The 12104-nt window shown below is 41.8% G+C and carries 13 protein-coding genes; 4 read left to right on the top strand and 9 right to left on the bottom strand.

Going from position 1 to position 12104, the window contains the following annotated elements; translation table 11 throughout:
• Positions 1-61 precede the first annotated feature (61 nt).
• From IGI69_RS03350 to IGI69_RS03340, 3 genes are all read right to left on the bottom strand, one after another.
• Positions 62-226 carry a hypothetical protein gene (locus IGI69_RS03350; protein ID WP_164888623.1) on the bottom strand — a complete coding sequence of 55 codons (165 nt, stop codon included), beginning with the start codon at positions 224-226 and terminating at the stop codon, positions 62-64.
• A 116-nt stretch (positions 227-342) separates the two neighbouring features.
• Positions 343-1185, bottom strand: coding sequence for a Cof-type HAD-IIB family hydrolase (locus IGI69_RS03345; protein WP_074934501.1), 843 nt, complete (start codon positions 1183-1185; stop codon positions 343-345).
• A gap of 222 nt (positions 1186-1407) precedes the next feature.
• Positions 1408-1791 (bottom strand): DUF7006 family protein, encoded by a 384-nt coding sequence (locus tag IGI69_RS03340; RefSeq protein ID WP_015509099.1) that lies wholly within the window; start codon positions 1789-1791, stop codon positions 1408-1410.
• Positions 1792-2020: 229 nt separating this feature from the next.
• Here IGI69_RS03340 and IGI69_RS03335 point away from each other — a divergent pair, with 229 nt between their 5' ends.
• Together IGI69_RS03335 and IGI69_RS03330 are read left to right on the top strand one after the other, a co-directional pair.
• Complete coding sequence (locus IGI69_RS03335) at positions 2021-2233, top strand: helix-turn-helix transcriptional regulator (protein ID WP_015509098.1); 213 nt, start codon at positions 2021-2023, stop codon at positions 2231-2233.
• Between the two features lie 19 nt (positions 2234-2252).
• Positions 2253-2729, top strand: a complete 477-nt coding sequence (locus IGI69_RS03330) for a hypothetical protein (protein WP_270788180.1) — start codon at positions 2253-2255, stop codon at positions 2727-2729.
• Between the two features lie 438 nt (positions 2730-3167).
• Here IGI69_RS03330 and IGI69_RS03325 read toward each other — a convergent pair whose 3' ends face one another.
• The 6 genes from IGI69_RS03325 to IGI69_RS03300 all read right to left on the bottom strand — a co-directional run bounded on the left by IGI69_RS03325 (position 3168) and on the right by IGI69_RS03300 (position 9217).
• Positions 3168-3824, bottom strand: a complete 657-nt coding sequence (locus IGI69_RS03325) for an HAD family hydrolase (RefSeq protein WP_115231884.1) — start codon at positions 3822-3824, stop codon at positions 3168-3170.
• 265 nt (positions 3825-4089) lie between these two features.
• Positions 4090-4704 (bottom strand): hypothetical protein, encoded by a 615-nt coding sequence (locus IGI69_RS03320; protein ID WP_005225192.1) that lies wholly within the window; start codon positions 4702-4704, stop codon positions 4090-4092.
• A 232-nt stretch (positions 4705-4936) separates the two neighbouring features.
• A complete protein-coding gene (locus IGI69_RS03315; protein WP_270788177.1) occupies positions 4937-6202 on the bottom strand; it encodes a CapA family protein in 1266 nt (421 codons plus the stop codon).
• 281 nt (positions 6203-6483) lie between these two features.
• Entirely contained in the window at positions 6484-6615 is a 132-nt protein-coding gene (locus IGI69_RS03310; protein ID WP_010747544.1) for a hypothetical protein, read from the bottom strand.
• Positions 6612-8750, bottom strand: a complete 2139-nt coding sequence (gene feoB, locus IGI69_RS03305) for a ferrous iron transport protein B (protein ID WP_438739712.1) — start codon at positions 8748-8750, stop codon at positions 6612-6614. The genes IGI69_RS03310 and feoB overlap by 4 nt, the downstream gene beginning before the upstream one ends.
• Positions 8750-9217 carry a FeoA family protein gene (locus IGI69_RS03300; protein ID WP_010747542.1) on the bottom strand — a complete coding sequence of 156 codons (468 nt, stop codon included), beginning with the start codon at positions 9215-9217 and terminating at the stop codon, positions 8750-8752. The genes feoB and IGI69_RS03300 overlap by 1 nt, the downstream gene beginning before the upstream one ends.
• Before the next feature lie 357 nt (positions 9218-9574).
• Between IGI69_RS03300 and nrdH the strand changes: the two genes are divergently transcribed.
• Both nrdH and nrdE read left to right on the top strand, forming a co-directional pair.
• Positions 9575-9799 (top strand): glutaredoxin-like protein NrdH, encoded by a 225-nt coding sequence (gene nrdH, locus IGI69_RS03295; protein WP_005225182.1) that lies wholly within the window; start codon positions 9575-9577, stop codon positions 9797-9799.
• A gap of 97 nt (positions 9800-9896) precedes the next feature.
• The gene (gene nrdE, locus IGI69_RS03290) at positions 9897-12056 is read left to right on the top strand and encodes a class 1b ribonucleoside-diphosphate reductase subunit alpha (RefSeq protein ID WP_005225181.1); all 2160 of its coding nucleotides are present in this window, start codon (positions 9897-9899) and stop codon (positions 12054-12056) included.
• Positions 12057-12104 lie beyond the last annotated feature (48 nt).

Raw genomic sequence — 12104 nt, 5'->3', positions numbered from 1 at the left:
TTTGTGCCTTTCACGAGGTTGGGTGTTTGTTCTATTCGCTGTGTTTCATAAGAAAATGTCCTTACTTTTTAAAGGGATCCTCTTTTACTTTCTCACAAATTTCTGCTTCACTGTACACCTTCATCAGCCGCTTGACTTCGCCTTCGATATTAAAACGCAGGGCTTCTGTCGCCTTCAGGTTTTTCAAAGCTTGTTCAAGATAACAAAAAAAGGTCGTTTCCTTCATTTACCCAGCCTCCTTGTCAATCGTTGGTTTTACAGGTCACTTTAACAACGTCGCTCAACTCCTGATCAATTCCTCTAGGAAACAAAAGAATTGTGCAGACATCTGCTTCTTAGTGGTTACACCAGACCGTGCTTTTGGAGCGCTTGCGCAATCCCGCCGTCTTCTGGTCGAGCCGTCACCTCGTCAGCTACTGCCAATAGCTGTTCACAGGCATTGCCCATCGCAATTCCTGTCGCAACGGCTTCAAACATTTCGACATCATTATGGCCGTCACCAAACGCCAAGGTATCTTTGTTATCGATCCCTAGATGGTTCAAGAGAAAATCGATGGCTGTTTTCTTGTGGATATTCTTGATGCCGATCTCGCCACTGTCTTTGCCAAAAACAGGAACTGTACTGCGAATCATTTGGAATTGTTCGTGGTATTGGTCATGGACCTGTTCATAAGGAATGGAATGATTGATGAAGGAAACTTTGTTCACGTCATCGTAATCGATTTTCGCTTCGTCCTCGATCAATAAATCAAGGAACCACTGAATAGTTTGAACACGTTGTTTTCCTGCTTCACTTTCAACAGGCTCACCTGCTAAGACAATCTCAATCAACCGATTTCGTAAATTGGTACTTGCAAATAATCCTTGATTCGATTCCAAGTAATACTCGATTTGGTTTGCTTTTAAGAAATCGATCAGTCTTAATAAGGCTTCCTTTTCAAAAACTTTGTGCAAAATCACCTCATCGTGCACCTCGCAATAACCGCCGCCGGCACCAATCATTCCACTTAAAGGCAGTGCCAGTACATCTTCTGTGATTTCGGCTTTTGAACGACCCGTACACAAGAAAAATTCATGCCCCTTCTTATGTGCCGCTGTGATCGCTTGGCGAGCACTTTCAGGTACGTTTCCCGCATCATCGCACAATGTTCCATCTACATCTAAAAAGACAATTTTCTTCGTCATTTCATTCCCTCTTTCCTAACCCAATCAATAAAGCGCTCACATGAACATATTTGCTGAATCCAAGATGTCACCATCAGCCGCTTGCTATTAGTATAACAAATCACAAGATAACCTCGCTAGATTTTTTTCTTTTTAAAAAGATTGCCCTTTTTACGTCTTCTTGTGACTCCTATATCATTCGCTAAACAGCTGCTCTACTTGATAGCCTCCGCAACAAATAGATCACTCCTCGCTCAAATAGATCAAGCACCACCGAGGGTCCTGATCTCGCGATACTCCTGTAAGTTCGCGATAATAATACTTATGGTCGTTTCGGATCATACTGATAACTTCTTCTTCATTCATACCGATTTCCTGACATAAATCTGTTCTCGTAGTTTCAGTCAAATCTAACAAAATTTGTATTTGGGCATCTATCGACAACAATGCACTCATTTGGTCAAAAAACGGTTTTGATCGATCTTTATAAACAGAATTGAACGCCCTGCACAACTCGAAGTAATATACGGCAAGTTTAGGATAGGTCACCAGTATCCCGGATGTTGTTAAGACTTTTTTTGAATAGGCTAGGTAGTCATTCGGTTCACTGATTTTTTTTGCTAACATTAGATCACTCCTTTTAATAATATTCTTTCATCCTTATTTCTTTTAGCTTTACTTTAATTATAAAATTTTATCCTACTCTTTTTTAATTATTTTTTATAACTAAAAGAAAAAAAGTGAGAGATGAAGGAGGCTGTCTCTTCTTAGTATAAAAAAAGAGAAGTTGACTTCTCTTTTTTAAAAGTATACACTAAAATGTGTAGTTAACTACACATTTGAAGGAGTTTCTATAATGATCATCAACAAAGTACAATTTTTTCGTAAAAATAAAAAGCTGACACAAGCAGAATTGGCAAATAGGGTTGGGGTTTCTCGCAAGACGATTGTCTCTTTAGAAAAGGGCAGTTATACCCCTTCCCTTTTACTGGCTTTTCAAATTGCCAAAGCATTAAATATGGATCTGACAGAAATTTTTTCTCTTGATGAAAATAAAGAACAAATATGATTAATTTGAGGGGTGTCTTATGAGAAAAGTACTATTTGAACAAATCGGCAATATGATTGTCGCAACTCTATTCATCATCGCAGCTTGCCAGACAGTAGCTGCATCCACTTTCAGCACGGCGGATAAAAGTTTTTCTATTGATGTGACTTTTCCTTTTTCTTGGCTTATTTTCCTTTTGGCTATTCTTTTCTTTTCGATTGCCAGAAAGCTGTATGAAAAGAAAATCGGCGCTGCAGATGGCTATACCCAAAAAGAAGGAGAATTAAGTGCACAAGATGAACGGGAGAAAATCGTTGGATTAGAAGCGTCAAAAACGACTTATCGAATTCTTCTTGTTTATTTAGCGTTCGTGCTGCTCTTTTTCCTGTTTGGCAATGGCTTTATCACTTCTGCCATTACCTTGAGAATTATGACTATCCTGCTGTTCGGAAGCTGTCTGGTGTTTGCTTTTTTGACTTATCTGATTTCATGGATTGTCTATGATCACAGGATGTAACATTAACACCTATTTCAAAATAATACGGCAGAAATCTGCTCTATGCCCAACGCTCATAGAAGGAATCTTTGAGCGTTATATTTTATACCTCTGTTTAGAGCCTTTTTACCGTCTTTTAGCAATGCTCATCGATTGGAAAACCTGACTTTTTTCTCGCAGCTAAATTCTCAACAATTCAGCTTGCTTTTTTAAAAATATTGCTTCACCAAAGTTTACGAAAAAATGAATCCTATTGTGGGCATCTCTAAAATCGCCTCAAAAAAAACCTCCTAATAAAAAACTTAAGAGGTTTCGATCAAATATGCTTTGCCGGTAGTATATCGATAGGTGCAACTTATTTGCATACAGTTTTTGTTAGGTTTTCTGATTCTAAAAAGCGAATGACTCTCCAGCATAGATCGTTTCATTGATAAATACTGTCATTTTGCAACAGATAGTTCATGCATACAGAAAATCTAAAATCTCACGTGGCGCATCTACCAAAGCATCTGGGTTTTCTTCAGAAAGCTTTTTCGGATCGTGGCTGCCCCACGTAACGGCGATCGTTTTGACACCCGCGGCTTTTCCCATCTGGATATCAAAAATAGCATCTCCTATCATGATCGTCTTTGTCGGGTCAAATTGATAGTGTGCCACGACTTTATTGATTCCTTCGGGATGAGGTTTGTAGTGGGTCACCGCATCAGAGCCGATGATTTCTTCAAAGAACGCCACAAGGTCCTGAGCAGCTAGGTTTCGTTTGACGACCGCTGTCTTCTTACTTGAAACGACGAAACAAGGTACCTTTCGTTTGTTTAAGATTTCTAAGACATGGGGAATTTCTGGAAATACTTTCAAGGTACTTTCTTCATAGGTTTGGTAATAGGCTCGGAAAATCCGAATCAATTCCGCTGCGGTTTCTTGATCTAATGGCTGTTCAGACATTTTAAAAAATGATTCTTCGATCGGTATTCCCATATAATGTTCAATGACTACTTCACTGGGTACTTTGAGTCCCATCTCTTTAAAAGCTGCTTTTGTCGCCTTCACACTACATTCTTTTGAATCCAATAAAGTTCCATCCAAATCAAATATCACACATTCAACCTGCTTCACGATATTTCCTCCTCCAAAAGGTATTCCATCAATTTTCTACAAATGCTTTTTTCATTTACGCAGTATTTCTTTCCATTACTGATTATCTCTATTTTATCACTAAAAAAAACATTATCATATTTTTCCATAACCTTCTTCATTTATTGCTAATATAATTATATAAAAAACGACTCACTTTGAAAACAGAGTCGTTTCTACAAGATAGGCAAATTTACCTGAAGGCCTATTTGTCAGACATAAAAAGTTAAACCCATTTTTAGCTTTTTTATTGCAAGATATATCCTTTGCCCCAAGCGGTACGGACGCGTTTTTCAGTATAGTCGTATTCATCTAATTTCTCATTGATTCGTTTCGCCAAAATCGATAGCTGCGATTTTCGGGAATTCGTGCCGCCGTTGCCCCAAATTTTCCAGCAAAGGTCCTCTCGGTTGATAAATTGCTCTTCTGCTAGATTATTGAAAAAGATCTGTTCTTGCAGACTAAGAAATTTAGGGAACGATTCCTTCGTTACTGATGCCTTTTCTAACTTGCGAGTATTTGGTGGCAAAGCCGCCAAAAATTCTCTCAACTCGACAAATGACCGATTAAGATAGGTCGCATTTTCCGCTTTTTCCAGTATCATTTCTTGTTCGTCATTCCCTGGCAAGATTCGAACGATCCGCTGTTGATAATAAGGAGCCAATGTCTGATTGAGCAATAAAAATTCTGGATCAGCAATTGTTTCACTGACAAATAAACAGTCAAATAACTTGGCGCTTTCTATCAACCATTCCTCCTCTTCGGTACTTCTGCCCACGAACACTTCATGGCTCAAAATCTGCAGCTCCCGCTGCAAATCAATCTCATATGATATGTTTTTCGTCAATATGATAATTCTCATGACACACCCTACTTTCCTTTCTTATTTATTCAGAAATGAGTTGGAAATGATTTCTGAATACTTTATGTTGACATTATTACTTATTTTTATCAGCTTGAGGTGTCATTTTTTGTTCATAAATGGTGATCTGGTGTCATGTTTTAAAAAATAGATTGACTTTCATTTCATGGTTCATACTCTTCGATAGCCAATAAAAAAGCAACCTGTTAGCCAGATTGCTTTCTTGTCCTCACTACTCCCACTTCAAATCCAACAGCTCCAGCATTTCATGGTAGGCGGTTTCGATCCGCTGGCGTTTTTCTTCAGGGACATTTTTGGCATATTGCCCATCTGGCAGATAATCTTCGGCAAGGTAGACTTGAAAATCAAAGGCCTGCAAGACGCCGTATTCTGGATCATAATAGGTACGATCAGGGATCGGTTCTTTGGACACCCAAGTCGGATGCATGGCAATCTTGCTTAAATAGGTCCGCTGCCCTTCTTTGGAGATTTCAACTTCTGGGATGACGCCTCGTTCGGTCCAATAGTCGTTATTGACGGTTTCATAACGTTGATTCGACAATAAGTTTCCCATTGAATAAATGATAAATTTCTTTTCACCGTCCTTTTCGATGATTTCGGTTGGTTCTGCTACATGCGGATGGCCGCCGCAGATAATATCAGCACCAAAATCGATCATCTTCCGATAAACAGTTTGTTGTTCTTCCGTTGGTTCTAAAGAATACTCGACACCAGACTGAGGCATCACGATGGTGATATCCGCCAAGCTTTCCGCTTCTTTGATCTCTGCTTCCACTTTATCTAACGACAAGTCTTTCAAATAGGTGTCATACTCTGCTTGAGTTAAGCTTTCTTCAAGGCCATTGAAGCCATAGGCATAGGCCAAGAGAGCAACTTTGATCCCGTTGACTTCTTTGACCAGGATTCCTCTATTGTCGACCGTGACACCAATCGTTGCCAAGCCTTGGTCGTGAAAAGCAGCCGCCGTTGTTTTGATTCCTTCGATCCCTGTATCTAAAATATGGTTATGGGCAAGATCAATCACATCAAAGCCCGCGTCTTTGATACTGGCAACAGCATCGATAGGGGCGTTGAATAAGGGAAAACCGCCAAGCGGTTTATTAGGATTGATGGTTCCTTCAAAATCACCTAAAGCAAGGTCCGCCGATGCAATCAGCGGTTTGACTTGCTCAAAATCATTGTCAAAATCATAACGCTTCCCATCGTAAGCGCTTAAATAAACAGGTGTATGATAAAGCATATCGCCACTAGCTGTCACTGTGATGGTTTTTACTGCTGGCTTTGTTTCGGTAGAACTACTCGTTTCTTGCATTGGCTTTGTTGCCTTTGTCGATTCTGCTGTAAGACGCTGTTCAGGGATGCTTGTCGCTTGAATCACTAGATAAATCACTCCAAGTATGATTGCCAGCAACGCCGTACTTAACCCCACAATGATCCGCTGGTGTTTCTGACGCTCCCGTCTTCGTTGTTGTCTCATGCCCTCACCCTTTCACTCTGCTTTATCAAAAACCTATCTTCGTTTACGTTCTAACGAAATTCCCTGCTCCCTTTCCTGCGAACCTCACTAAATAATATCTTTTTATTAAATAATTATACTATATTTGAGATTCCTTTAATAGGTCGTTTTGTAAAGAATAAAAAAAACAGCCCGATCGTGATCGAACTGTTTTATTCGCTTCTGAGTTGTTTGATTCGCTTCTTTTATTCTTTTCTATAGTAGCTCTGACCTCAGAAATTTTTGCTTCCTGAAGCTATTTTCTACTTTGCTTCCTCATGCTTCACGGGACAACTGCTATGACAATCAGAACAATGATCCTTTTTCACCATGCGGTACACTACACGGGTGCCATAGCCAAAAATCAGGCCGCTTAGAATTATTGTAGCAATCATTTTTCGCCTCCTACGACTTGGATCAAGGGTACACTCCCTCGGAATGGTTTCTTCAACAGAGCAAATACCAATAGCCCAGCAATGAGGATTGCCGCGAAAACACCGAGCGTGAGGTGTCCGCCTTCAAAGATGACGTGCCCGAATTGGTAGACCAACAAACTAGCGCAGTACGCCAAGCCACATTGATAGCCGATGGCTAACCATGTCCACTTGCTGTCCCCCATTTCACGGTGGATCGCACCGATAGCAGCAAAACAAGGGGCACATAGTAAATTAAAGACGAGAAAAGAGTATGCCGCCACAGCAGTGTAATCGCCGCGCAACACTTGCCAAATCTCCGTCCCGCTTTCTGACAACTCCCCGGTTTGTCCGTAGAGGATCCCAAAGGTGCCGATCACATTTTCTTTGGCGACCAGGCCAGTGATCGTCGCCACGGCGCCTCGCCAGGTTCCCCAGCCTAGGGGAGCAAAAAGCGGCGCCAAAAGTCGTCCGAAAAAGGCCAAAATGCTTTGGTCTTCTGTGACCCGCTGCAAGGCAAAGCTGTAGCTGGAGGTAAACCAGACAAAGATACAAGCCACAAAAATTATCGTCCCGGCTTTTTTCACAAAAGCAATGGCTCGATCACAGGCACTTTTCAAAATCGTTGTGAGCTGCGGCAAGTGATACGCTGGCAGTTCCATAATAAATGGTGCCAGATCACCTGCAAACAGCGGTGTTTTTTTCAAGACGATCCCTGAAAAAATCACAGCACCCATGCCGACAAAATAGGCCGATGGGGCGACCCAACTATACTGAGGGAAAAAGGTTCCTGAAATCAATGCGATGATCGGCAATTTGGCAGAACAAGGCATGAAGGTCGTGACCATCACCGTCAACCGACGATCCTTTTCATTTTCAATCGTTCGGCTTGCCATCACCCCCGGCACCCCGCAACCGGTAGCGATCAACATGGGGATAAACGACTTGCCAGATAGACCAAACTTGCGAAACAGGCGGTCCATGACAAATGCCACCCGTGCCATGTATCCGCAGTCCTCCAAGATAGCCAAACAAAAAAACAGCACGAAGATCTGTGGCAAAAAGCCTAAGACCGCACCGACACCTGCCACGATGCCGTCTAAAATCAGTTCTTGCAGCCACTGGGCGACTTGCAGCTGTTCTAGCCAGTGCGCTGCTGTTTCGGGAATCCAGCTGCCAAATAATACATCATTGACCCAATCAGTACCAATCGTACCAATCGTCTGAATCGATAAATAGTAGATTCCCCACATAATGAAGGCAAAAATCGGTAGTGCCAATACGCGATGGGTCAACACACGGTCGATTTTGTCGCTGAAGGCTAAGTGCTGATCTGTTTCCTTGATGACTGCCAGCGCCAACAATTCTTCAATGAAGCCATAGCGCTCATTGACGAGAATGGCGTCACTGCTGTCTTTAAAGATCAGCTCTAAAATCGAAATCGTCTCCTGAAGGACTGCCTGCTGGGAATCAGTCAGTTTACACATCGTCTGAATCGCTTCATCTTTTTCAAAGAGTTTTATGGCAAACCAGCGTTTTTGCTGCTGAGGGATCGTCTCTGGCAAAATCGCCATGATCTCGGTCAAGCCAGCTTCTAGACGAGCATCGTAGCGGGGAGGAAGCGGTTGTGTATTGGCTACATGCTTCGCTGCCTCGATCATTTTGGTTAAGCCGCGTTGCTTCAAAGCACTGATCCCTACTACGGGAACCCCTAGACCGTAAGCCAGCTTTTCGAAATTGATCTGCAAGCCTTTTCTCTTTAATAGGTCGATCATGTTGATGGCTGCCACAGTCGGGACATTCATTTCTAATAATTGCAATGTTAGATACAGGTTGCGCTCCAGGTTGGTTCCATCGATAATATTGATCACCGCGTCCAATGATGCTTCCATCAAATAATTGCGAGAAATCAGTTCTTCTGGTGTGTACGGCGACAAGGAATAGATCCCTGGTAGATCTTGGATCAATACTTGTCGGTCTTTTCGCAGTCGCCCCGCTTTTCGTTCCACGGTAACGCCTGGCCAATTCCCCACTGTTTGTTTGGCACCGGTCAATTGATTGAAGGTACTCGTTTTCCCGCTATTGGGATTTCCTGCTAATGCAAAGTGATAGGTCATTACGCTTCGACTCCTTTTTCGACAAAAACCAACGCTGCTTCTTGCTTTCTCAAAGACAATTCATAGCCGCGGAGCCGAATCTCCATCGGATCACCCAAAGGAGCCAGCTTCACCACTTCCAAATGGACGTTTTTCGTAAGTCCCATATCCATCAATCGACGGCGCACCGCACCTTTGGCGGCGATCTGATTGACCTTCCCGCTTTCACCGACTTGCAGCTGATCCAAAGAGGTAATGATGGTTTGCTGCTGGGTTTCTGTGACATCGATTTGTTCCATGATCCGTTCATCTAAAGCGATCCGCGTCCCTTGGTGTAAAATGATGCCGCCTTTGCGATCTTTTTGTACCACAACGATTTCAACGCCCGTGCGAATACCAAGATCATTTAAATGAGCCGTGATTTCTTTGGTGGTTGCCAACGAGTCGATTTTGTATGTTCCAGAAGCCCGAGTTTGCGCCATTTTCATTGCTTCTTACTCCTTTTGTGAAATGTTGTTTTAATTAACCCGCTTTAATTGAGAATGATTATCATTATAATAGAGCCATTTCCATAAGAAGTCAATCTGTTTTGGGCCTCACTTTGAATCTTCCTTCACAATACGGATTTTTTTTACTCATTTTGATTGCATATCCCCTGTATTAATTACGCAAAAACCTTGTAATTCTAAGTATTTTCCGCTTTTTCCCCTTGCATAAAAAACACAGAAACACTATAAATTGTGTATGTCGAATTCACAAGCACAAGATATAGTGTTTTTTCGTTGACTTTCTCCGAGACTTATTTATACTAGGTTTATAACTATTACAACTCGGAGGAAACAATTATGAATATCAAACTATTTTCTAAAAACAACTGCATGCAATGTAAAATGGCGAAACGCTTTTTAAGTGAAAATCAGATTGCATTTGAAGAAATCAATATTGATAATGAGCCTGAAGCATTAGAATTTTTGAAAGAACAAGGATTCCAAAGTGTGCCAGTCATTACCTCTGATGCGCAAACGATCATCGGTTTCCGTCCAGATCAACTACGTCAATTAGCGAGCTAAGATTTTTCTCAATGTGATGCTTTTGAGGGATTTGTCAGTCGTCCAGACCGCAAGTCCTTTTTTATACGAACAAAACAAGAAAAGAGGTTAGCCATTTATGAGCTTGAAAGAAATCAAAGATGTCAGTTATTTCAAATTGAATAATGAGATCAACCGTCCAGTAGATGGCCAAATTCCATTAAATAAAGACAAAGAAGCCTTAGCGGCATTCTTTAAAGAAAACGTTGAACCAAATACCTTAACCTTTGCGACTGCAATGGACAAAATCAATTATTTGATTGAAAATGATTATTTAGAAGAAGAATTTATCAAAAAGTATCGCCCTGCCTTTATTGAGCAATTGTATCAATTCTTAGATGAGCAACACTTTACTTTCAAATCATTTATGGCTGCTTACAAGTTTTATTCACAATACGCATTAAAAACGAATGATGGTACCGCGTATCTAGAACGTTACGAAGATCGGGTCGCTTTCAACGCCCTTTACTTTGCGGATGGCAATGAAGAGTTAGCAATGAGCTTGGCAGATGAAATGATCTACCAACGTTACCAACCAGCAACCCCTTCTTTCTTGAATGCAGGACGCAAACGTCGCGGTGAGTTGGTTTCTTGTTTCTTGATCCAAATCACTGATGACATGAACGCGATCGGTCGTGGGATCAACTCCGCGCTGCAACTTTCACGAATCGGTGGCGGTGTCGGGATCACGTTATCAAACTTGCGGGAAGCCGGCGCGCCTATCAAAGGCTACGAAGGGGCAGCAAGTGGTGTGATGCCTGTAATGAAATTGTTTGAAGATAGCTTCAGCTACTCAAACCAATTGGGTCAACGGCAAGGGGCTGGCGTGGTCTACTTGAACGTCTTCCACCCAGACATCATCAGCTTTTTATCAGCGAAAAAAGAAAATGCGGATGAAAAAATCCGTGTCAAAACCTTATCATTAGGCGTGATCGTACCTGACAAATTCTACGAATTGACGCGCAAAAATGAAGAGATGTATCTCTTTAGTCCCTACAGTGTCGAAAAAGAATATGGCGTACCCTTCTCTTATGTCGATATCACCAAGGAATACGACAACTTAGTCATGAACCCACGGATTCGCAAAACCAAAATCAGAGCCCGTGATCTAGAAAACGAAATTTCTAAATTGCAGCAAGAATCTGGTTATCCTTATATCATCAATATCGATACAGCAAACCGCAGCAACCCAATTGATGGCAAGATCATCATGAGTAATCTTTGTTCCGAGATCCTTCAAGTCCAAGCACCATCTGAGATCAACGGCAAACAAGAATACGAAGTTTTAGGAACAGATATCAGCTGTAACTTAGGTTCCACCAATATCGTGAACTTGATGGACAGCCCTGACTTTGGGAAATCTGTTCGAGCAATGACTCGTGCCTTGACCTTTGTTACTGATGCGTCTGACATTGACGTAGTACCATCGATCCAAAATGGGAATGCCTTGAACCACACGATCGGTTTAGGCGCAATGGGCTTGCATACCTATTTTGCAAAAAATCAAATGGAATACGGTTCACCAGAATCCCTTGAATTTACTGATCTTTATTTCATGTTGTTGAACTATTGGACATTGGTTGAAAGCAATGCCATCGCCAAAGAAAAAGGCGAAGTTTTCCATAACTTTGAAAAATCAGCGTATGCAGACGGCAGCTACTTCACCGATTATATCCAAGGTGACTACCAACCAAAATCGGAAAAAGTCAAAGCATTGTTCGAAGGCGTCTTTTTACCAACTGGTGAAGATTGGGCAGCCTTGGCACAAACCGTCAAAGAAACTGGCTTGTATCACCAAAACCGCCTAGCCGTTGCACCAAATGGTTCGATCTCTTATATCAATGATACGAGTGCCAGCATCCACCCAATCACACGGATGATCGAAGAACGCCAAGAAAAGAAAATCGGCAAGATCTACTATCCAGCACCTTACTTGAGCAATGAGACGATCGGCTACTACAAATCAGCCTACGATATGGATATGCGCAAAGTGATCGATGTTTACGCAACTGCTCAAAAACACGTCGATCAAGGTATGAGTATGACCTTGTTTATGCGTTCAGATATTCCAGAAGGTCTTTACGAATGGAAAGAAACGACAAAACAAACCACCCGTGATTTGAACATTTTGCGTCACTACGCTTTCCACAAAGGCATCAAATCGATCTACTATGTACGGACCTTTACAGATGATGCAGAAGAGATCGGCAGCAACCAATGTGAAAGCTGCGTCATCTAATCCAACTTTTGCCTGAAAACGAACCAACCGCCTGCCCCTGCTCTTTCT

Origin of the sequence: Enterococcus sp. DIV1083b (assembly GCF_051713705.1) — a bacterium.
Classification (GTDB): domain Bacteria; phylum Bacillota; class Bacilli; order Lactobacillales; family Enterococcaceae; genus Enterococcus_D; species Enterococcus_D casseliflavus.
The sequence above is the reverse complement of the archived record's forward strand: the minus strand, read 5'-3'. Positions and strand labels throughout refer to the sequence as shown.

Coding starts and splice junctions, on each gene's coding strand:
- IGI69_RS03350 (WP_164888623.1), bottom strand. CDS start 226: ATGAAGGAAACGACCTTTTTTTGTTATCTTGAACAAGCTTTGAAAAAC.
- IGI69_RS03345 (WP_074934501.1), bottom strand. CDS start 1,185: ATGACGAAGAAAATTGTCTTTTTAGATGTAGATGGAACATTGTGCGAT.
- IGI69_RS03340 (WP_015509099.1), bottom strand. CDS start 1,791: ATGTTAGCAAAAAAAATCAGTGAACCGAATGACTACCTAGCCTATTCA.
- IGI69_RS03335 (WP_015509098.1), top strand. CDS start 2,021: ATGATCATCAACAAAGTACAATTTTTTCGTAAAAATAAAAAGCTGACA.
- IGI69_RS03330 (WP_270788180.1), top strand. CDS start 2,253: ATGAGAAAAGTACTATTTGAACAAATCGGCAATATGATTGTCGCAACT.
- IGI69_RS03320 (WP_005225192.1), bottom strand. CDS start 4,704: ATGAGAATTATCATATTGACGAAAAACATATCATATGAGATTGATTTG.
- IGI69_RS03315 (WP_270788177.1), bottom strand. CDS start 6,202: ATGAGACAACAACGAAGACGGGAGCGTCAGAAACACCAGCGGATCATT.
- IGI69_RS03310 (WP_010747544.1), bottom strand. CDS start 6,615: ATGATTGCTACAATAATTCTAAGCGGCCTGATTTTTGGCTATGGCACC.
- feoB (WP_438739712.1), bottom strand. CDS start 8,750: ATGACCTATCACTTTGCATTAGCAGGAAATCCCAATAGCGGGAAAACG.
- IGI69_RS03300 (WP_010747542.1), bottom strand. CDS start 9,217: ATGAAAATGGCGCAAACTCGGGCTTCTGGAACATACAAAATCGACTCG.
- nrdH (WP_005225182.1), top strand. CDS start 9,575: ATGAATATCAAACTATTTTCTAAAAACAACTGCATGCAATGTAAAATG.
- nrdE (WP_005225181.1), top strand. CDS start 9,897: ATGAGCTTGAAAGAAATCAAAGATGTCAGTTATTTCAAATTGAATAAT.